Below are 21,688 nucleotides of genomic sequence, written 5' to 3'. Positions count from 1 at the left end.
CACACCCTCCTTACTGAATACGGTTAGATTCTTCCTTTCTAATCGAAAATAATCCCGCAGCGCTAGACACACTGCGGGAGCGTACATCCTTCTATCCTTACTTCAATGGAAGCACCAGTTTATTTTTCATTTCGCCGCTTTCCTGGTCGATTTCAAACAGCTCAAGGGAGCTTGGCTTATTTTTGGACAGGTTGCTTAGTGGGATGACAATCTCTTGCGTGAACTCACCCCATTCCGGGCCGCCTTTTGATGCTGTTCCAAAGCCTTTGGCAACGACTTGTTCACCTTGCTTCACCGCATACTGGTACGTGCCTTCGAAAACGCTGGCTTCGCCGGATACTGTGTACACGACAGACGGTGTGGCAAGCTGCAGGTTGCGAAATACTGTGGTGTTTTTTACTTTACCAGCCTTATTCAAAGGTATGGAAAGCTTGTTGATAGTCGCCCCGTTTTCTTGGTTGATTTCAAACATTTCGAGCGTCAACGGCTCGTTTCCGATCAGTTCACTTACTGGTAGTTTAATCGTTTGCGCAAAAGTTCCCCACTCAGGACCGCCTTTCGAAGCCGTTCCGAATCCTTTCGCCAATACATGCTTTCCTTGTTTTACTGCGTATTGGTACGTTCCTTCAAAAACGTTTGCTTCCCCTTTTACCGTGTATAGTAGAGCAGGCTCTGCTAGCTTGATATTCCGAAAATTATTTTGCGTGGCGGCTTCGTTTCCTTTGGTTTCTTGCTGTGCGATTACTGGGGTTGCAGCCTGGTTAGCCCAAGTGGTACCAAGAACTCCTGCGAAAACAGAGCAAGTCAAAATGGAAGCTGCGAATACGGTGATGGTTTTTTTATTCATGATTGTAGGTCTCTCCCTTATATGGCCTATTGCCTTTGTGATTGATAGAATTTTTGTTGTAGCTTCATGAAGTTTACATGGGTTAGACGGGGGAGGAGGCCAAAAAGACGCAAGAGTTTTTATGAATAAGAATGACTGAATATTAAAAATATTATCGTCAACGGAAATCAGATTAGGATATACTATTCTTGTGTAAAAATCTTCTAATTTAGTGGGGGCGGAAGAATGAAAAAGCTCGTTTCTCTGGCAGTCGTTGCAAGTATTGCGATCCCGTTACTGAGTCCGACATTTGTCCAGCATGCTGCTGCAAACGCTATTCATGATTATCGAAATGAAGTCCAGGTAAACCAGTTCCGCCCGCATGGTGGTGACAAGCAGGAAGCCAGTGATTTCGTTGCGGCCTTGGTGAAGCAGCGGGCAAATCCTGCTGAGGTAGCAAAGCTGGTAGCAGATGACTCCTTAACGAATTTTGCGATGAAAACCTACGTGGAAGGTCTGGCACAATACAAAAACATTCAGGTAATCGAAACAAAAGTAGAAAAGCTGTACACCGTGACAAAGCAGGATGCTTACAACAACTACCGTGCGATCGTTAAATTCAAATACGTAGGCTATACCGCAGACAACAAAGCGATTGAAAAAACGGACTATATCGGCTTGGCCAGAAGAGGAACAGACCCGGTGAATTGGAAGGCATGGGGAGTCGTGTGGCAGGACTCTGGTATCGATGTATCCGATGTGAAGCTGATTCAGCTGGAAATGCCGAGTAAAGGGGAAGAAATATGCGTCATCACGACCGATGTCGGTGTAATCAAGCTGAGACTGTTCCCGAGCAAAGCTCCAAAAGCGGTGGAAAACTTTAAAAAACTCGCCCAAAAAGGGCATTACAACAATATGATTTTTCACCGTGTCATCAACGACTTCATGATTCAGGCAGGAGATTTGAAGGGACCGGATGGCAAGGAGCTGCCGAGTATTTACGGGGAATCGTTTGAGGACGAGTTTAACCGTGATTTGTTCAACTTCAGGGGCGCACTCAGTATGGGGAACGCTGGACCTAATACGAACAGCACGCATTTCTATATTGTTCAAAGCCCTAAGGTAGATCAGGAGTACCTCGATTTGTCGGCGCTTCCATTAAACGCGGAAGCGAAGTATAAAGAAATTGGCGGACGAGCGTATCTCGACAACCGCCACACTGTTTTCGGTCATGTGTTTTCCGGGATGGAAGTCGTAGATAAGATCGCCGCGCAGAAAACAGATGAGAATGCCAAGCCGATTCAAAATGCAATCAAGGTGCAAAAGATCGAGTTTGTTCCGTATAACGAGTAAAGCCGCATAAGCAACCCCCTCTCATCCCTGCGATTTGGGATACGAGGGGGTTTTTAAGTGATAGGGGAGATACCACTCAATACGGCTCCCAGCGCAGCTTTCGTGCTTGCTCGAATCGCTCTTCGACGTAGGGCCAGTTGACGATATTCCACCAGTTCTCCACATACTTGTTTCGCTGGTTTTGATACCCGAGAAAATAAGCATGCTCCCATACGTCCAGAACAAGTAGCGGAATGGTATCCCACTGAGACAGGTTCTGGTGCTTTTCGGCTGTAAGGATTTCCAGATGATGCGCTCGCGGCGACCATACGAGAATGGCCCACCCAGGACCTTCTACCTTTTCTGCTGCCTGACTAAAATGTCTCTTGAATGAATCATAGGAACCAAAGTACCGATTGATTGCCGCTGCGAGATCACCAGATGGAGTGCCACCACCATTGGGACTCATCGCCGGCCAAAAGATCGTATGCAAGTAATGACCTGCTCCATTGAAGGCCAGCTCGCGTTCCCAATGGCGTACGAGATCGAAATTGCCGCTTTCTCGGGCCTCTGCCAGCTTTCGTTCTGCTATATTCAGATCGTCTACATACTTTTGGTGTAGCTTGTTGTGATGGATTTGCATGGTGGTTTCATCGATATAGGGCTCCAAAGCGTTGTAGGCATACGGAAGTGGGGGGAGGGTGTGTCGGCCGACAGCAACGGGTCGAGCCGCACGGACAGGTTCACGAGTACCGGGATAAGACACGGGCGCTGCTACTGCTTGCACGTGCTCCTCTTCCGACAACGCTGTCTGCGCCATTTCTGCTGGCGGAACTATTACCTTCACTTCTTCCTCCACAAGCTCATCTTCATTCAATTGAGCCAGACGTAAAAAATGATGGAATTGCTCCTGCACTTGTTCAGCGCGAGCAATGAGAGTAGGAAGCTCTTCGCCTCCTTGTGCCGTACTGAGCTTCGATGCCTTTCTTCCGATGAACGTAAACGTTTCATCAAATTTATGCAGATGCCGCTCCAGCTCCCGATTGAGTGTCTTATGTTTTCGCAAATGCTCGATCCATTGTCGACCCCATTGGCTCCAGTCCAACAAATTTTTGGTCTCTTCTTCCAAAAGATTCTCCTCCTCGTGGGCGCATCATCTCTCCCCACATTATGAATGACGCCTAGAGAAGGTGCGACATTTGCGGAGTACAAGAAATTTCATCACGGCATATGGTAGTAGCACAAATGTTTGAGTGGTATGCTGTACTATATTCATTTCAACAGGGGAGACACATTAGCATGAGTAGAGAACGAGCGATTGCCGTTATTGATTCAGGAGTGGGAGGATTAACTGTTGCGAAGGAAGTCATGCGTCAGCTACCCGAAGAACGGATTGTTTATGTAGGCGATAACGCCCGTTGTCCGTATGGCTCCAAATCGCCGGAAGAAATTCGTGCCTACAGCTTTCAAATGATTGATTATGTGATGCGTACACCGTTAAAAGCATTGGTGATAGCCTGTAATACCGCGACTGCCGTTGTGCTGGAGGAAGCGATGGATTATTTGCCGTTGCCAGTGATCGGGGTGATCGAGCCAGGGGCACGAGCTGCTGTTCAAGTGACGAAGAACGGACGGGTCGGTGTCATCGGCACAGAAACGACGATTCGTACCAAAGCATATGAACGTGCGCTCTTGCGAATTCAACCCGAACTGTATGTTGCCGGCATGGCTTGTCCAGCATTTGTTCCGCTAGTGGAGAGCCATATGGCGAACTCGGAGGAAGCGAGAAGAGTCGTCCAAGAAACGCTCGCCCCATTCATGCACGAAGACTTGGACACGTTAATTTTGGGCTGCACGCATTATCCACTGCTGGCACCTGTCATTTCGGAAGTGATGGGGGATCGAGTCCGCTTGATCAATTCTGCCGAGGAAACAGCGCGAGAATTGTCCCTCCAAATCGCCACGGATGCCGAAAGTAAGCACGAAGAGCGCCCGGCACATTTGTTTGTGACGAGCGGGGACGCCCACAGATTCCGGACCATTGCAGAAGAATGGCTGGATTGTAAAGTAGACGTCCAGCACAACTCATTGGAAAAATCCGTCCAGCCTTGATGGAAGACCTTGTCTTGCGAGACAAACTTTCAACGCATAAACCCAAGCCTAGCTCGTATACATGGTAGTACAAAGTGTCGCAAGGAGGCTGGGGAAATGAAGATAAGGCACATCGGGAAAATGACGGCCGTACTGGGGGTAAGCGCAGTGCTTTTGTCGGGCTGCGGTCTCTTTGGCCCGGAAAAAGAAACAATTAGTATTGATGCACCACCGCAATCAGAGGTATCTGTTGATTTGCCAAACGGTACCCCGTCCCCGGATGCTGCAAAAGAAGGCGCACAACCGGTAGTTCAGGAGACTGGAGAGAGAATGGTTTACTTGCAGGACGCAAACGGATATGTGGTCCCTGTCTCATTGACTCTTCCGAAATCAGATGGTCCTGCCAAACAAGTTTTGAACTACATGGTAAAAGGCGGTCCGGTGGAGAGCATGCTTCAGGGAGGCTTCACCGCTGTTCTGCCAAAAGGAACAGAAGTAAAAGGGCTTGTCATCAAAAATGGCGTAGCCACCGTCGATTTTTCCAAAGACTTCAAAACGTATGAAGAGAAAGACGAGAAGAAAATTGTCGATGCAGTCACGCGGGCGTTAACCGAATTTAGCAACGTCAAGACTGTGCAAATTTGGGTGAATGGAACGCCGTTGACAGAAATGCCAGCAGCCAAAACACCGATCACGCTATTAGACCGGAATCAAGGAGTCAATCTGGAACTGGGCGATGGCGCAGTACCAGGAGATACCTCCACTGTGACGGTCTATTTCCAGGGGCAGCTGGATGATACACGTACGTACTACGTCCCTGTCACTCGATTAGTTCCTGAAACAGCTGACGTAGCCAAGGCAACCGTCGAAGAGCTGATCAAAGGACCGAAACAAGGTTCACAGCTGTTCAGTTCTTTGCTCCGTACGACCCGTGTCCTGGATGTGAAGCAGGAAAAAGATTTGGTGACGGTCGATTTGAGCAGCGACATCCTCAAATATGACGATGGCAAGGAAGCGAGCCCAGAGGCACTGCAATCGCTCGTCTTGTCTTTGACTGAAAGCACAGGAGCCAAGCAAGTGCAATTGCTGGTGGAAGGAAAACCACTAGCCAGTGGCGAGTTCACCAAGCCAGTGAGCCGTCCGGTTCAACTCAATTCCATACAGATGTAAGGAACGAGCCACGCCCGTATTAACGAGCGTGGTTTTTGTTCGCCAATTGTTCGTTGTCACTAGCGCGTACGGTCCTCCAAATAACAAGACCGAGCACAAGTGATGGGATCGTGACAAAAAGACCTGCCACAAAGCCAACTATGCGTGGGTCTGCCATCGTCAAAATCCATCCGCCGAGGAGCATGGACAGACCGATCAGAATGTTTGAGATCGTCGCATCCAAGGCAAATACTCTGCCATGGTAGCTGGGGGTGACATGCCGCATGATCAACGTATTCAGGCTGGCGTTCCCCATTCCTCCCGCCACGGTGCATAGCGCAAAGAACAGTGCCGTTACATAAATCGTAGGTGAAAAGCTGGTCAAAAGCAGTGCAAAGCCCTCAAAAGCGAAGCTGCTGGCAGCCACTTCGTTAAAGTGACGTTGAAAGCGCTGAGCGAGCATTCCCCCGATGATGAAGCCGATTCCGATCGCACCGTACAACAGACCAATTCCCCATTCACCAGCAGTAAACACTTGATAGGCATAGACACTGATCAGGACATTGATAATTCCCCCGCCGATTGGCCACACGGCTTTCAGCAACAGGATGGCGTACACAATCGGTGTGGCTGTGATGGTGCGGATCACCTCTCCGTAGGAAGAGACTTTTGCAGCCTGCTGCAGCTGCACGTTATGAACGCAGTCGTCTGGGGAGGCGGGTACCCTTCCCACTTAGAAAATTGGCGGTCAAAAGACGCCGCAAATTCGGTTTTTTCAAAAGAAACAGGAAGCTCATAATCAGATTCACCTACCATCAAATTAATCAAACATTTAATTAGATAATATTTAAATTAGTTGGTGTCCGCAAGTAATTTTTTGTAAGGACGTAAGTGACAAGAATATTTGCAATTAATGCAAATAGGGAAGAGGCGTTTGTGCAGTGGCAGATCGTTTCCTGCCTCTGGTATAATGAGCGGAGTGTAACAAAGCGACTTAGGAGGAACTTGGAATGAGAGTGGATGGCCGTGCCCATGATCAATTGCGCCCAGTAACGATTACGCGCAATTACATTAAACACGCAGAAGGATCGTGCCTGATTGAAGTCGGAGACACAAAGGTAATTTGTACGGCGACTTTGGAGGACCGGGTACCGCCTTTTATGCGTGGTGGCGGGAAGGGCTGGATCACAGCCGAGTATTCCATGCTTCCCCGAGCAACAGCGACCCGCAACGCGCGGGAGTCGTCCAAAGGAAAAGTCGGTGGACGGACAATGGAGATTCAGCGTCTGATCGGACGTGCTCTGCGCTCCGTTGTAAACCTTGAAGCAATGGGTGAACGAACCATTTGGCTGGATTGCGATGTCATCCAGGCTGACGGGGGTACACGGACAGCTTCGATTACCGGAGCCTTCGTTGCAATGGTAGACGCGATGCAAAAGCTGGTGGACAGTGGCACCTGGAAACAGCTGCCGCTCAACGACTTCCTGGCAGCAACCTCAGTAGGGGTGGTTGGCGAGGAAGCAGTGCTCGATCTTAACTACAAAGAGGATTCTACAGCAATTGTCGACATGAATGTCGTCATGACGGGAAAAGGAAAGTTTGTCGAGCTGCAAGGAACAGGGGAGGATGCTCCGTTTTCTCCTGAACAACTGCAAGAAATGATTGCCCTTGCAAAAGTCGGCATTGACAACTTGATTAACAGTCAAAAAGAGGCGCTCGCTGATGTTACACTCTCTTTTGCACAATCGGTAGTGGAGGAAAGTCATGCCTAATCGAAAAAAAGTCGTTCTCGCAACACGTAACCAGGGAAAAGTGAAAGAATTCAACAGGCTGTTCGCAGATGCAGGCTGGGAAGGAATTAGCCTCGCTGAATTTGACGGTGTGCCTGAGGTAGTAGAAGACAAAGACACCTTCGAAGGAAATGCACTGAAAAAAGCAATCGAAATCTCTACATACTTGAAAATGCCAGCACTCGGTGACGATTCTGGCCTGGAAGTGGATGCGCTGGATGGTCGGCCTGGTGTCTACTCTGCACGGTTCGCCGGGGAGGATGCAACAGACGAGCAGAATTGGCGTAAATTGTTGAAAGAGCTGGAAGAGGTGTCGACAGAAGAGCGCACAGCTCGCTTCCGTTGCACACTGGCGCTGGTGATCCCAGGAGAAGAGCCGATCATTGCGACAGGTGCTTGTGAGGGTGTGATCGCCCGCGAGCCAAAAGGGACAAACGGCTTCGGGTACGATCCGGTTTTCTACATTCCAGCCATGGATAAAATGATGGCGGAACTCATGCCGGAAGAAAAGAACCAGATCAGCCACCGTGCTCGTGCCATGCGGCAGCTGCTTGAGGTCATCAAGTAGACTAGATAGAAAACAGGAGAGTGAGGCGTGATGGGAATTCTCATCATGAGCGATAGCCACGGCTTGGTCTGGGAAGTAAGCCAGGTCGTCAACCGACATCATGTCGATAAAATTTTGCATTGCGGCGATTTTTGTGTAGACCATCTGCGCGAGCCGTTCTCCAAAATGACGCTTGTCCGAGGCAATTGCGATTCGACAAAAGAGGTGCCGACCGAGCAAGAGACCGATTGGCGCGACCTTCACATCCTGCAAACGCACGGGCATCTTTTCGGGGTAAAAGGTTCTCTTTTGCGCCTTCATTACCGTGCAGAAGAAGTCGGGGCGAATGTGGTCGTATTCGGTCACTCTCATGTACCTGCCTGTGGTGTAGAGAGAGGCATATTGTTTCTGAATCCGGGCAGCTTGCAAATGCCACGCGGGTTTCACGTACCGACATATGCTGTTTTGGAAGAGACTGGCACGTCTCCGACAGAGGTTTACATAACCGTAACGTTTTATGACCACCAAGGCAACCCGGTTCCGCAATTGGGAGGAAACTATTCTATCCGTGGCCCGGCGAGGTCTTCTTGAAAACTGAAAGATTTGTGCTATACTAGAATGGTTATAATGGCTAGAATATTATCATCCGAGCCTGCGAAGATATCATGGCGCGGCTGGCGATGTTCTGTTGATTCGATTTAGGAGGGGAAGTTTACGTGGCAGCAAATTGGGAAAAGGTAGAGAATAACCAGGGAGTCCTGACGGTTGAAGTAGATGCTACGCAAGTAGACGCAGCATTGGATCAAGCGTTTAAAAAAGTGGTTCAAAAAGTTCAAGTTCCAGGATTCCGTAAAGGAAAAGTACCACGCAAAATGTTCGAATCCCGTTTTGGTGTAGAATCTCTGTACCAAGACGCTCTTGACATTCTGCTTCCAACTGCATATGGACAAGCTGTTCGTGAAGCTGGTATCGAGCCAGTAGATCGTCCAGAAGTTGACGTAACGCAAATGGAACAAGGGAAAAACCTGATCTTCAAAGCGACTGTAACTGTGAAGCCTGAAGTGAAGCTGGGCGACTACAAAGGTCTGTCCATCGAAGAGAAAGACTTCTCTGTAACAGAAGAGAGCGTTGACGCTGAACTGAAGCGTATGCAAGAGCGTCATGCTGAGCTCGTAGCAGTAGAAGAGGGTGCCGCACAAACAGGCGACATCGCTGTAATCGATTTCGAAGGCTTCCAGGACGGAGTAGCTTTTGAAGGCGGTAAAGCGGAAGATTACTCTCTGGAACTGGGTTCCGGTACTTTCATCGCAGGGTTCGAAGAGCAATTGGCTGGCATGAACATCGGCGAAGAAAAAGAAATTACCGTAACTTTCCCTGAAGAATACCACTCTCCTAACCTCGCTGGTAAAGAAGCGGTATTCCAAGTGAAGCTGAACAGCCTGAAGCGCAAAAACCTGCCTGCTTTGGATGATGAGTTTGCCAAAGATGTGAGCGAGTTCGACACGCTGGAAGAGCTGAAAGCAGACACCAAGAAAAAACTCGAAGAAAAAACAGCGCAAGAAAAAGATCAATATGTTCGTGAGCAGCTCGTTCTGAAAGCAGCTGAAAACGCTGAGATCGAATTGCCAGCAGTAATGGTTGAGCATGAATTGGATCAAATGGTAAATGAATTTGGTCAACGTCTGCAATACCAAGGCATGACTCTGGAACTGTACTACCAGTTCTCCGGCATGGATGAGAGCCAACTGCGTGATCAATTGCGTGCAGACGCAACATCCCGCGTACGCACTTCCTTGACTTTGGAAGCAATCGGCAAAGCAGAAAACATCGAAGCTACTGAAGAAGATGTAAATGCAGAGCTGGACAAACTGGCTGGCGTATATGGCCGCCCAGCAGATGAGCTGCGCAAAATCTTCTCCGCACAAGATGGCATGGTTGCTTTGTACCGCGACGTGCAAACTCGCAAAACAGTAGATTTGCTGGTTGCAGAAAGCAAAGTAACTGCATAAGCTTAGAAGAACGCATGATTGGGCAGTGGTCAGGCTTACCCTGGACACTGGCTGTCAAGACCACAAGGCACGAGTGTATCGTGCCTTGTTTTTCCACCATTGACTTTTTTCGGCAAAGGAGGAAAATACATAATGCTGATCCCTATGGTCATCGAGCAAACAAGCAGGGGCGAGCGCTCCTATGATATTTACTCGCGCCTCTTGAAAGACCGGATTATTTTGTTGGGCACCGAGATTGATGATGAGATCGCCAATCTGGTTGTTGCTCAGCTGCTATTCTTGCAGGCAGAAGATCCGGACAAAGACATATCGCTATACATAAACTCTCCAGGTGGTTCTGTTACAGCAGGAATGGCCATCTACGACACCATGCAGTACATCAAACCAGATGTGTCCACGATTTGTGTGGGCATGGCTGCCAGCATGGGTGCATTCCTATTGGCTGCTGGTGCCAAAGGCAAGCGTTTTGCCCTGCCGAATGCTGAAGTGATGATTCATCAGCCACTCGGCGGTGTTCGCGGGCAAGCAGAAGACATCCGTATTCATGCGGAATGGATTCTGAAAACGAAGCGTCAACTGAATCAGATTTTGTCTGAGCGGACAGGTCAGCCTTACGAACGTGTAGAGCAGGATACAGACCGCGACAATTTCATGAGCGCAGAAGAAGCAAAGGCCTACGGATTGATTGACTCTATTATTGAACGCAAAAACTGACCCGTTGTGAGGTGAAGCGCATGTTTAAGTTTAACGACGACAAAGGCCAATTGAAGTGTTCCTTCTGCGGCAAGTCCCAGGAACAGGTGCGCAAGCTGGTAGCTGGTCCTGGTGTTTACATTTGTGACGAATGTATCGAACTGTGCAATGAAATTGTACAGGAAGAACTGGGTACTGAAGAAGAAATTGATATGAAAGAAATTCCAAAGCCAGTGGAAATCCGCAAAATCTTGGACGACTATGTTATCGGTCAAGATATGGCGAAGAAGTCCTTGTCTGTAGCGGTGTACAACCACTACAAACGGATTAATTCCGGGGCGAAGATCGAGGATGTGGAGCTGCAAAAATCCAACATCATGCTGATCGGTCCAACTGGTAGCGGTAAAACGTTGCTCGCGCAAACATTGGCGCGCATTCTGAATGTACCTTTCGCGATTGCTGACGCAACTTCTTTGACAGAAGCAGGCTATGTGGGCGAAGACGTAGAAAATATTTTGCTCAAGCTCATTCAAGCTGCTGACTATGATGTCGAGAAGGCGGAAAAAGGAATCATTTACATTGACGAGATTGATAAGGTAGCCCGCAAGTCGGAAAACCCATCCATCACTCGCGATGTATCTGGTGAAGGCGTACAGCAAGCGCTTTTGAAAATTTTGGAGGGGACAGTGGCGAGTGTTCCACCACAAGGCGGACGCAAGCATCCTCATCAAGAGTTTATCCAAATCGACACCTCGAACATTTTGTTCATCTGCGGCGGTGCATTTGATGGCGTCGAGCAGATTATCAAGCGTCGTTTGGGTAAAAAAGTAATTGGTTTCGGTGCAGACTTCGGCGATGGCGTAAAAGGCGATCTGAAAGCCGGAGAATACCTGAAATACATCTTGCCGGAAGACCTGCTCAAGTTTGGTCTGATTCCGGAGTTCGTAGGTCGTCTGCCGGTTCTGGCTACATTGGAGCCGTTGGATGAGGAGACGCTCGTGCGCATCCTGACAGAGCCGAAAAACTCTCTGGTGAAGCAGTACCAAAAATTGCTGAGTCTCGACGGTGTTGAGCTGGAGTTTGATGCCGGAGCACTGTTGCAAATCGCCAAAGAAGCGATTAAACGTAACACTGGTGCACGTGGTCTGCGTGCGATCATCGAACAAATCATGCTCGATATGATGTATGAGCTGCCTTCTAGAGAAGACGTCAACAAGTGCGTGATTACCGAGGAAACGGTACGCGACAAAGTGAAGCCTCAGCTCTTGACCAAAGAAGGCCAAGAATTGCACGAAGAAACAGCATAAGCATCACCTACACAAAACCATCTCGTTTTAGGCGAGGTGGTTTTTTTCTTTTGGTTTACGTCTACGCTTGCGGGGCAATACTACTTGATATCGTTCAAGAGAAGCTGGTACATATGCTCAAAAAAGCTGCGAAGACGCATGGGAGGGACCGTATATGGACTATACCACATTGGTCATTGCTGTCATTGAAGTGGTTGTTGGTATCGTGATCGGCACCTACTTTTGGAACTTACTGCGAGCGCAAAGAAACACGAAAACCTCAACCGAAAAGGAATCGCGCAAGGATCTTGATTCCATTCGCAAAATGAGAATGGTCGCGTTGACTGAGCCTTTGTCTGAAAAAACAAGGCCAGCCACTTTGGAAGAAATCGTAGGGCAAGAAGATGGACTGAGAGCGTTGCGTGCGGCTTTATGTGGTCCCAACCCGCAGCATGTCATCATTTATGGACCGCCGGGTGTAGGGAAGACGGCAGCAGCCAGGGTCGTGCTGGAAGAAGCTAAGAAGAATCAGCTATCACCGTTTTCCGCCGATGCCAAATTTATTGAAATCGATGCGACGATTGCTCGTTTTGATGAGCGCGGGATTGCGGACCCGTTAATCGGCTCTGTTCATGACCCCATTTATCAGGGAGCGGGATCACTTGGGCAGGCAGGTGTTCCACAGCCAAAACCGGGAGCTGTGACGAAAGCTCACGGGGGTATGCTTTTTCTAGATGAAATAGGGGAACTTCATCCTGTTCAGATGAATAAGTTACTAAAAGTTCTCGAAGACCGCAAAGTTATGTTGGAGAGTGCTTATTACAGCGAGGAAAATAACCAGATTCCTTCGCATATTCATGACGTGTTTAAATACGGTTTGCCAGCCGACTTCCGTCTGGTTGGAGCAACGACGAGGCTGCCAGATGAATTGCCTGCAGCGCTTCGTTCACGCTGCCTGGAAATCTTTTTCCGTCCATTGAAGGCAGCTGAAATTGGGAGTATTGTACGTACGGCTGTGCCTAAAATGAACATGAATATAGAAGATGGCGCAGTTACAGTGATCGAGCGCTACGCGACGAATGGACGCGAAGCGATCAATACACTCCAGATCGCTGCGGGAATTGCCCTGACAGAAGAACGCAACGACATTCAGGCAGCCGATGTGGAATGGGTAATGCACAGTAGCCAAAAATCGCCCCGCCCGGAAAAGCAGGTGCATGATACACCGCAAGTTGGATTAGTCAACGGTCTTGCAGTGTACGGTCCGAACATGGGAAGTGTGATGGAGCTTGAGGTAACTGCTTCACCCGCGGCAGTTCCTGGCCAAGGGCGAATGGCGATGACAGGAATGGCTGAGGAAGAGGAAATGGGAACCCGCAGCAGAACGATTCGCAGAAAGTCGATGGCAAAAGGCTCGATCGAAAACGTTTTGACTGTACTGAACAGAATGGGTGTCCGCCCGTATGATTACGATTTGCATATTAATTTTCCGGGAGGCATACCGGTTGATGGGCCTTCTGCGGGAATTTCCATAGCAACGGCTATTTACTCGGCGATTATGAATCAGCCTGTCGATAATTTGCTGGCGATGACTGGAGAAGTGAGCATTCATGGAAAGGTAAAACCGGTTGGTGGGGTCGTGGCGAAGGTGGAGGCAGCCAAACAAGCGGGAGCCACCAGAGTACTCATTCCACAAGAAAACTGGCAAAGCATTTTCACCGACATGAAAGGGATCGAGATCATCCCGGTGTCCACTGTCTCCGAAGTCATTGAGCTTGCTGTACCGCAAGCTGCCATGCAAGAAGAAGAGGCAACAGGCTTTACTTTGCAAATCCCTGCGGAAGATCTCGCTTCGTCTCCGCTATCGCTGTAACAGTCGGGTATGCTCGTGGATTAGACATCGGATTGTGTTTGCGCTACAATGGTAAAAAGCTTCTGCTTGCAAAGAGCCTGAGGCCTTGCCCGGCCTGAAAACGGGCCCCAAAAAAGTGATTGTGTAGGATCTTTTTTGTCTCGTTATTTGGGGCCGGGCAGGCGTTTGAGAAACGGCTTTGAGGGCCGTTTTTGTCTGTTAAGAGGCTCTTGGTAAGAGGGTAGATCAACAAGGAGAGGTGCATCCGCTTGGGCGAACGTTCCGGTAAACGAGAATTACCGCTTCTCCCGTTGCGAGGATTGCTTGTTTATCCGACAATGGTACTCCATTTGGACGTTGGACGAGAAAAGTCCATCCGCGCATTGGAGCAAGCCATGGTAGACGATAACAAGATTTTGCTTGCGACACAGGAAGAGGTCCATATAGAAGAGCCAGATGCTGAGCAAATCTACAGTATTGGTACTGTTGCGCGTGTGAAACAAATGCTGAAGCTGCCAAATGGTACAATCCGTGTTTTGGTAGAAGGCTTGCAACGCGCGAAGATCGAGGAATATCTTCAACAGGAAGAGTATTTCGTCGTGTCGATTACATATTTGCAAGATGAAAAAGCAGAACAAAACGAAGTGGAAGCATTGATGCGTTCCTTGCTGGGCCACTTTGAGCAGTACATCAAGCTGTCCAAAAAGGTTTCCCCAGAGACGTTAACGTCCGTGACGGATATTGAGGAACCGGGACGATTGGCGGATGTGATTGCGTCGCATTTGCCGCTCAAGATGAAGGACAAACAAGAGATTTTGGAGACGACCAACATCAAGGAACGTCTCGAGATTCTTTTGACCATTTTGAACAACGAGCGCGAGGTACTGGAGCTAGAGCGCAAGATCGGCAATCGCGTGAAGAAACAGATGGAGCGCACGCAAAAGGAATACTACCTGCGTGAGCAAATGAAAGCCATCCAAAAAGAGCTGGGCGACAAAGATGGACGCCAAGGCGAAGTGGATGAGCTGCGTGCCGAGCTCGAAAAATCGGATGCTCCTGAGCGTATCAAAGCAAAGATCGAGAAGGAGCTCGAACGTCTGGAAAAGATGCCGTCGACTTCTGCGGAAGGCTCGGTCATCCGCACGTACATTGATACCTTGTTCGCGCTGCCGTGGACGAAAACGACAGAAGACAATCTGGATATTCATCATGCACAGAAGGTTCTCGATGAAGATCATTACGGATTGGATAAGCCAAAAGAACGCGTATTGGAGTATTTGGCAGTACAAAAGCTGGTAAACTCCATGCGTGGACCGATCCTTTGTCTGGTAGGGCCTCCAGGTGTCGGTAAAACATCCCTCGCTCGTTCGGTAGCGCGTGCAATCGGGCGCAATTTCGTACGGATTTCATTGGGTGGGGTGCGCGACGAAGCAGAAATTCGCGGACATCGACGCACGTATGTAGGTGCTCTCCCAGGACGAATCATTCAAGGAATGAAGCAAGCAGGCACGATTAATCCTGTCTTTTTGCTGGATGAGATCGACAAGCTCGCATCCGATTTCCGTGGTGACCCTGCGTCTGCCTTACTCGAAGTGCTCGATCCGAACCAAAATGATAAATTCAGTGACCACTATATCGAAGAGACCTATGATTTGACGAACGTCATGTTTATCACGACGGCAAACAGTCTCGATACGATTCCGCGGCCGCTCTTAGACCGGATGGAGGTCATCTCTATCTCGAGCTATACAGAGCTGGAAAAGCTGAACATTTTGCGTGACTACCTCTTGCCAAAGCAAATGCAGGATCACGGTTTGGGCAAAGATAAGCTGAAAATGAACGATGATGCGATGCTGAAGCTCGTTCGTCTGTATACCCGTGAAGCAGGTGTGCGCAACCTTAATCGCGAAGCAGCCAATGTATGTCGCAAAGCTGCCAAGCTGATCGTGAGCGGTGAGAAGAAGCGAGTGGTGGTAACTGTCAAGACGTTGGAGACGCTGCTCGGCAAACCGCGCTTCCGATATGGCTTGGCTGAGAAAAAAGATCAAGTGGGCTCCGTAACGGGTCTGGCTTGGACACAAGCAGGCGGAGACACATTGAACGTAGAAGTCAGCATTTTGCCTGGAAAAGGCAAGCTCACGCTGACAGGGAAATTGGGCGATGTCATGAAAGAATCTGCGCAGGCTGCGTTTAGCTATATTCGCTCCCGTGCAGAACAGTGGGGAATTGATCCGTCCTTCCACGAGATGAACGACATTCACATCCACGTTCCAGAAGGGGCAATTCCAAAAGACGGTCCGTCTGCCGGGATTACCATGGCAACTGCACTCGTATCAGCCCTCACGAAAATCCCTGTGAAAAAAGAAGTCGGGATGACCGGAGAGATTACGTTACGCGGTCTGGTATTGCCAATTGGCGGGCTGAAAGAAAAATGCATGTCTGCTCACCGTGCAGGTTTAACCACGATCATTTTGCCAAAAGACAACGAGAAGGATATCGAGGATATCCCTGAGAGCGTACGCGGTGAACTCACTTTCTATCCAGTTGATCATTTAGATGAAGTGCTGCGTCACGCGCTAACTAAACAGCCAGTAGGTGACAAAGCATGAAAGTAACATCATCAGAGTTTATTATCAGCGCAGTTGGACCGAAGCAGTATCCAACCGATGGTCTCCATGAGATTGCGCTGGTAGGACGCTCTAACGTAGGAAAATCATCACTGCTTAACAAAATGATGAACCGCAAAGGGCTTGCCCGGATCAGTTCTCGTCCGGGGAAAACCCAGACGCTAAACTACTTTCGTGTCAATCAAATGCTCTACTTCGTTGATTTTCCGGGTTATGGGTATGCGAAGGTAGCGAAGACGATCAAGGAACAATGGGGAAAAATGATCGAGGGCTATTTGAAAAACAGGGAAGAGCTTCGCTTCATTATTCAACTGGTGGATATCCGCCATGCTCCGAGTAAAGACGATGTTGCGATGTACGATTGGTGCAAGCAAATTGGTATTCCTACGGTAGTCGTAGCGACGAAGGGGGATAAAATCGCTCGTGGGCGCTGGCTGCAGCATACCAAGGTCATCCGCCAAAGCTTGAATCTGCGCGGGGACGATACGATCATTGTATTTTCCTCAGAGACTGGTCAAGGCAAGGATGAGCTGTGGGCCGAAATCATGCGTCGTATCCGTGCTGGGGAAGAAGTGGCCAAGGAGACAGCTGCCAAGGTTGAGGAAGCTGCTCCGGCCAACGAGTAGTCTTAGACCCAATCTGTCGTGGGGAAGGGAGCATCTGAGTGAGTGAGATTGCTTGCTTTGCTGTGCGTGGTGTGATCGAAGGCTTCTATGGAACACCTTGGACGCATGAAGAGCGGCTGGATATGATCGACTTTTTGCACCGCCATGATTACAATGCCTATTTTTACGCTCCCAAAGATGACGAGTATTTGCGGGAACGATGGATGGAGCCGCTTCCTGCGAAAGCCAATCAACAACTAAACGAGTTGATTCAGCGGACAAAAGACCGTAGCATGCAGTTTATTTATTGCATGGGTCCTGGACTCAGCATGGAATATACGAATCGTCAGCATGTGGAACTGTTGGGCAGGAAGTATCGGGATTTGTATGATCGCGGTGTGCGTTACTTTGCGCTATTGTTCGATGATATCCCTATGCACCTTTTGCATGACAAGGATGTAGCCGAGTTTGATCATTTGGCTTGCGCGCATGTTCAAACGACGCTTTACGTGTGGGATTTGATACGCAGCTGGGGCGAGCCAGTCAAGCTGGTTGTCTGTCCTACCCAGTACAACGGTATTGGAAAAGAAGCGTACATCATGTACCTCGGCCAGCATTTGCCGCCAGAAATCGAATTGTTTTGGACGGGTAGATTCGTCTGCTCGCCTTATCTGACAGATGGGGATGCGATTCGATTTCAGGAGTATACGGGCCATCAGCCATTTTATTGGGACAACTACCCGGTGAATGATTTGGCCATGGCGAATGAACTACATATCGGTCCATTGCGTCACCGTGATCCTGACCTGTGGCAGCACTCAGCAGGCTATGTGGCCAATGCAATGTCTAGGCCAGAATGCTCGAAGATTCCTTTGATTACGACTGCAGCCTATTTGCGAGATCCGATCGGTTACGATCCTGATACTGCGTGGAAGCAAGCCGTAGAGGAAGTAGCGGGCCAGGAGGATGCAGATGCTTTCTTCACGTTTGCGGACAACGTGCAGAGCTCGTTTTTATGCGAAATAGAATCACCGCGCTTGCTAGAAGCGATTTTGACCTTTCGCTTTCATTTCTTGCAAGGAGATCGGCAAAAAGCTGTTGCTGACTTGACGACTCTTTTTCAGAGGATGGAGAAGGCGGCTGACAAGCTGTTGGCAGGGATGAGGAATCAGAAGCTTGCAGAAGAAACGAGACCGTGGGTGGAGAAGTTCCACCTGTGGACCAAGGTCGGTCTGTCGGCAGTCGCACTCATTGATCATGGGACAAGAGGGCGACTGCCACAAGCGGCGTATCATCTGCTCCGGCTCAAGCGGTGGCTTAAACGAACGGAGCGTTACCCGCAAGAAGTGTGCGGACCGGTCATGCAGCTTTTTGTGGATGCCGTAATGCTAGAGGTCAAGAAGAGCTCATAAAAAAAGTTCCTTTTCCGCAGGGGAGAAGGAACTTTTTTGCTTTTCGCATCAGGCAGATTCACGACCGTCATTTGGTTTTCTTTGACGGAGATTCCGTACCCATTCTTGAATCGGCAGCTCAGCAAGAATCATGCCGGTGAAAATCAGGAGACATCCGGTTAGCTGTCTTCCACTCAATATTTCATGAATAAAGACGTAAGAGGTGACTGCAGCGAATACGGGCTCCAAAGCGAAAATGAGAGCGACCCGCGTCGAACTGGTTTGCTTTTGCAAGGCCGTCTGTGCGAGAAAGGCCAGTGCCGTGGCAAAAATAGAAGTGACGATCAAACCAAAGGCCACCTCGGGTATAAACAAAATCGCCGGATCAAAAGCACGACTCCAATCCTCAAAGAAAAAGGCGTACAGCCAACTCATCACACCTACTGTACCTAATTGCGTGATGGCAAGGGGCAATGCTGCAAAACGAGGTGCGTATTTACCGGTAAAGACGATTTGCATAGCGAAGCAGATGGCAGCGACGAAGATTAGGGCATCACCGAGATTAAAGGAGAATGACTGGTTCTGCGTCAGTAAATACAAGCCGAATGCTGCCAGAATCACACCGAAGATAGCGAAAGGCTTGACGCGCTCACGCAAGAGCAAAAACGAGAAGAGCGGCACCAATACGACTGCTAATCCAGTGATAAAGCCAGCTTTGGACGGCGAAGTATACAGTAGTCCCACGGTCTGTAAGGCGTATCCCAGACAGAGCCAAAAGCCGAGGATGACGCCTGCACGAAGCAGTGGCCCTCTCCATTCAGAGGTTTGCCCACGATGACGATTGCGGATGAAATAGATGATCAATAAAAATAACGCAGCAATGGTAAAACGAACAGCGTTAAACGTATTGGGAGGCAGCGATGCGATTGCCTGCTGTACGATCAAAAACGTAGTTCCCCAGATAACTGCGACGAGGAGTAGCGTTATGTCTGCCATCCAAGGTTTTCTCAAAGCTTCTTTCCTCTCCTTTCTGGCATTTTCACAATTTTTCTTCGGTTTTCATGTATAGGCGACATCATAAGGGATTCCCGGGAGGAACGCAAGCGGATTATATAGGATATACGCAAAGTACACTCCGTTAATAAATTTTTCACAATTACTCCTATCCGATTCGGGACATAATGATATAATAATAGTGCATTTTACATATGCCGCTAACAGGTTTGTTATTCTGGGAGGACATTATGGATATTCTTTTGCTGGGTTTAAACTACAAAACAGCCCCTGTCGAAATTCGCGAAAAGTTTACATTCAGCGACGATGGGACAGCACGCGCTCTTCATCTTCTCTCCCAGACGAAGAGTATCGCAGAATGTATCATCCTGGGAACGTGCAATCGGACGGAAATTTACGTTGTTTGCGACCAGGCGAATATTGGCCGAGATTATACTCGCCGCTTTTTGGCAGAATGGTTCGGCGTGGAGAAAGAACAATTTAAGGATCATCTCTATATAAAAGAGAACGAACAGGCAATCGAGCACTTGTTCCGAGTCTCTTCCGGTCTTGATTCGATGGTAATGGGAGAAACACAAATCCTCGGACAAGTCCGGGATGCGTTCCTGTTGGCGCAGGAGCGTCAAACGACAGGGACTGTCTTTAACACCTTGTTCAAGCAAGCGATTACGTTCGCCAAGCGTGCCCATACAGAGACAGCGATTGGACAAAACGCGGTTTCTGTCAGTTACGCTGCTGTCGAACTGGGGAAAAAGATCTTCGGTTCCTTCGCAGGGAAGTCTGTCCTGATCGTCGGAGCGGGAAAAATGAGCGAGCTGACAGCCAAGCACCTGCACGCAAATGGTTCGGAACACGTTATGGTAGCGAATCGTACAATGGAGCGAGCACAGCTTTTGGCAGAAAAGTTCAAGGGTGACTCCTGTACGATGGAGCAGCTGCCTGAGGCACTGCTCACAGCAGACATCGTCATCAGCTCGACCGGAGCGACAGGTTATGTTCTCGGCAAAAAAGAACTGGCTCCCATCATGAAGCAACGGAAGCATCGTCCATTGTTCATGGTGGATATCGCGGTTCCTCGTGATCTGAACCCTGACTTGCATGATCTTGATAACGTATTTTTATATGACATTGACGATCTGGAAGGAATCGTTGCGAGTAACGTTGCGGAGCGTTCTCGTGAAGCGGAGCGTTTGGATGTTATGATTCAAGAAGAGATCGTGGCATTCACTACCTGGTACCAGACTCTTGGTGTAGCGCCACTCATCGCTGCACTGCGTGATAAGGCACACACGATCCAAAGTGAAGCCATGCGAAAAATCGAAAACAAGCTGCCGAACTTGTCTGAGCGGGAGATGCACATCATCCGCAAGACGACGAAGGGCATTGTCAATCAACTGCTGCACGATCCGGTCGTGCGTTTAAAAGAAATGGCAGCTACCAAAGATGGAGAAGAAGTACTGGATATTTTCGAGAAAATGTTTGCGTTAGAAGAAATCCTGGAGCGAAAAGAGCAGGAAGCAATCTGGGCGGACGATAAAAATAAACAGACATCTTCTCGGGAGCAGGTCTTGGCTTCCCGGTTCCCTGAGTAAGCTGACCTGACAATCTATCTGCTACTGTTAGAAACCGATTGGGAAAGAGGGGAGAGAGTGCATGGCCGAGGTGAGATGGATCTACGACTTGACGATCTTTCTCTACGCTGCAAGTGTTCTCTTCTATTTTAACGACTTCTTGCAAAGCAACCGGAAAGTCAATCGTCTGGCTTTCGGGTTGCTTGTTGTCGTTTGGGCCTTGCAAACCGCATTTTTTGTCTCGCAAGCAGTCATGAAGGGGTATTTTCCAGTCATTACGCTGTTTGAGACGCTCTTTTTTTATTCATGGGTGCTGGTAGGCTTGTCGCTTATCATTCACTATTTTTTTCGGATTGATTTGCTGGTTTTTTTTACTAATATTATCGGATTCGTCGTGCTCGTCATGTCGATGTTTTTGCCGGAAACGCCGATTGAGGCTGTATCGAGTATCTTGACCTCTGAGCTATTGCTGACACATGTGACACTGGCCATGTTCAGCTACGGGGCGTTCTCGCTCTCCATGATCTTCTCGGCCATGTACTTGCTTCAGCACAAAATGCTCAAGGAAAGACGCTGGTCGCCGTTGCTCAGGCGTTTGCCCAGCCTTGATCAACTGGAAGGCTACGCGTACCGAATGAACATGCTGGGTGTACCGATGCTCTTGCTCTCGATTGTATTAGGGATCATTTGGGGTAAAATGGTTTTGCCGGAGAAATTTCTGCTAGATTCAAAAGTAGTGCTCTCCATGTTGGTTCTTGCGATTTATTCGCTATGGCTGTACCAACGCTATCGGGATACGGTGCAGATGCGCAGACTCGCGCAGTGGAACGTCCTGGCGTTTTTGTTACTACTTATCAATTTTTTAGGCTTCACTACTTCTACATTTCACGACTGGTGGTAGGGGC

Annotated in this window: 19 protein-coding genes; 15 read left to right on the top strand and 4 right to left on the bottom strand. The window is 48.9% G+C overall.

Annotation, left to right across the window (positions count from 1 at the left end; genetic code table 11):
• Positions 1-97 precede the first annotated feature (97 nt).
• Positions 98-847, bottom strand: coding sequence for a Gmad2 immunoglobulin-like domain-containing protein (locus tag AB1L17_RS06940; RefSeq protein WP_412843642.1), 750 nt, complete (start codon positions 845-847; stop codon positions 98-100).
• Positions 848-1,072: 225 nt separating this feature from the next.
• On the opposite strand from AB1L17_RS06940, the gene AB1L17_RS06935 reads away from it, so the two are divergent.
• The gene (locus tag AB1L17_RS06935; RefSeq protein ID WP_412843643.1) at positions 1,073-2,179 is read left to right on the top strand and encodes a peptidylprolyl isomerase; all 1,107 of its coding nucleotides are present in this window, start codon (positions 1,073-1,075) and stop codon (positions 2,177-2,179) included.
• Between the two features lie 76 nt (positions 2,180-2,255).
• Here AB1L17_RS06935 and AB1L17_RS06930 read toward each other — a convergent pair whose 3' ends face one another.
• Positions 2,256-3,287, bottom strand: coding sequence for a superoxide dismutase (locus tag AB1L17_RS06930; protein WP_412843644.1), 1,032 nt, complete (start codon positions 3,285-3,287; stop codon positions 2,256-2,258).
• A 170-nt stretch (positions 3,288-3,457) separates the two neighbouring features.
• Between AB1L17_RS06930 and racE the strand changes: the two genes are divergently transcribed.
• Complete coding sequence (racE, locus tag AB1L17_RS06925; protein ID WP_412843645.1) at positions 3,458-4,270, top strand: glutamate racemase; 813 nt, start codon at positions 3,458-3,460, stop codon at positions 4,268-4,270.
• A gap of 96 nt (positions 4,271-4,366) precedes the next feature.
• Complete coding sequence (locus tag AB1L17_RS06920; RefSeq protein WP_412843646.1) at positions 4,367-5,419, top strand: GerMN domain-containing protein; 1,053 nt, start codon at positions 4,367-4,369, stop codon at positions 5,417-5,419.
• 19 nt (positions 5,420-5,438) lie between these two features.
• Here the strand turns inward: AB1L17_RS06920 and AB1L17_RS06915 are convergent, their stop codons facing one another.
• Positions 5,439-6,089, bottom strand: coding sequence for an MFS transporter (locus AB1L17_RS06915; protein ID WP_412843647.1), 651 nt, complete (start codon positions 6,087-6,089; stop codon positions 5,439-5,441).
• A 319-nt stretch (positions 6,090-6,408) separates the two neighbouring features.
• Between AB1L17_RS06915 and rph the strand changes: the two genes are divergently transcribed.
• The 10 genes from rph (at position 6,409) to AB1L17_RS06865 (ending at position 18,219) form a co-directional block, all read left to right on the top strand.
• Positions 6,409-7,170 (top strand): ribonuclease PH, encoded by a 762-nt coding sequence (rph, locus tag AB1L17_RS06910; protein WP_412843648.1) that lies wholly within the window; start codon positions 6,409-6,411, stop codon positions 7,168-7,170.
• Positions 7,163-7,756, top strand: coding sequence for an XTP/dITP diphosphatase (locus AB1L17_RS06905; RefSeq protein ID WP_412843649.1), 594 nt, complete (start codon positions 7,163-7,165; stop codon positions 7,754-7,756). Before rph ends, AB1L17_RS06905 begins: the two co-directional genes overlap by 8 nt.
• Positions 7,757-7,786: 30 nt before the next feature.
• The gene (locus AB1L17_RS06900; protein WP_412843895.1) at positions 7,787-8,326 is read left to right on the top strand and encodes a metallophosphoesterase family protein; all 540 of its coding nucleotides are present in this window, start codon (positions 7,787-7,789) and stop codon (positions 8,324-8,326) included.
• A gap of 125 nt (positions 8,327-8,451) precedes the next feature.
• The gene (gene tig, locus AB1L17_RS06895) at positions 8,452-9,744 is read left to right on the top strand and encodes a trigger factor (RefSeq protein WP_412843650.1); all 1,293 of its coding nucleotides are present in this window, start codon (positions 8,452-8,454) and stop codon (positions 9,742-9,744) included.
• 132 nt (positions 9,745-9,876) lie between these two features.
• Complete coding sequence (gene clpP, locus AB1L17_RS06890) at positions 9,877-10,458, top strand: ATP-dependent Clp endopeptidase proteolytic subunit ClpP (RefSeq protein ID WP_412843651.1); 582 nt, start codon at positions 9,877-9,879, stop codon at positions 10,456-10,458.
• A gap of 20 nt (positions 10,459-10,478) precedes the next feature.
• The gene (clpX, locus tag AB1L17_RS06885) at positions 10,479-11,744 is read left to right on the top strand and encodes an ATP-dependent protease ATP-binding subunit ClpX (protein WP_412843652.1); all 1,266 of its coding nucleotides are present in this window, start codon (positions 10,479-10,481) and stop codon (positions 11,742-11,744) included.
• A gap of 154 nt (positions 11,745-11,898) precedes the next feature.
• Positions 11,899-13,596 carry an ATP-dependent protease LonB gene (gene lonB, locus AB1L17_RS06880; RefSeq protein ID WP_412843653.1) on the top strand — a complete coding sequence of 566 codons (1,698 nt, stop codon included), beginning with the start codon at positions 11,899-11,901 and terminating at the stop codon, positions 13,594-13,596.
• A 248-nt stretch (positions 13,597-13,844) separates the two neighbouring features.
• Positions 13,845-16,184, top strand: a complete 2,340-nt coding sequence (gene lon, locus AB1L17_RS06875; RefSeq protein WP_412843654.1) for an endopeptidase La — start codon at positions 13,845-13,847, stop codon at positions 16,182-16,184.
• On the top strand, positions 16,181-16,828 hold the full coding sequence (gene yihA, locus AB1L17_RS06870) for a ribosome biogenesis GTP-binding protein YihA/YsxC (RefSeq protein WP_412843655.1): 648 nt from the start codon (positions 16,181-16,183) through the stop codon (positions 16,826-16,828). The genes lon and yihA overlap by 4 nt, the downstream gene beginning before the upstream one ends.
• A 38-nt stretch (positions 16,829-16,866) precedes the next feature.
• Positions 16,867-18,219 (top strand): protein O-GlcNAcase, encoded by a 1,353-nt coding sequence (locus AB1L17_RS06865; protein WP_412843656.1) that lies wholly within the window; start codon positions 16,867-16,869, stop codon positions 18,217-18,219.
• A gap of 48 nt (positions 18,220-18,267) precedes the next feature.
• Here the strand turns inward: AB1L17_RS06865 and AB1L17_RS06860 are convergent, their stop codons facing one another.
• Complete coding sequence (locus AB1L17_RS06860) at positions 18,268-19,209, bottom strand: DMT family transporter (RefSeq protein WP_412843657.1); 942 nt, start codon at positions 19,207-19,209, stop codon at positions 18,268-18,270.
• Positions 19,210-19,442: 233 nt separating this feature from the next.
• Here AB1L17_RS06860 and hemA point away from each other — a divergent pair, with 233 nt between their 5' ends.
• Positions 19,443-20,804, top strand: coding sequence for a glutamyl-tRNA reductase (hemA, locus tag AB1L17_RS06855; protein ID WP_412843658.1), 1,362 nt, complete (start codon positions 19,443-19,445; stop codon positions 20,802-20,804).
• A gap of 61 nt (positions 20,805-20,865) precedes the next feature.
• Positions 20,866-21,684 (top strand): cytochrome C assembly family protein, encoded by an 819-nt coding sequence (locus AB1L17_RS06850; protein ID WP_048032076.1) that lies wholly within the window; start codon positions 20,866-20,868, stop codon positions 21,682-21,684.
• The last annotated feature ends 4 nt before the right edge of the window (positions 21,685-21,688 follow it).

The organism is Brevibacillus jepli, assembly GCF_047229145.1.
In the GTDB taxonomy this organism is placed as follows: domain Bacteria; phylum Bacillota; class Bacilli; order Brevibacillales; family Brevibacillaceae; genus Brevibacillus.
This window is presented reverse-complemented; position numbering and strand designations above follow the sequence as displayed.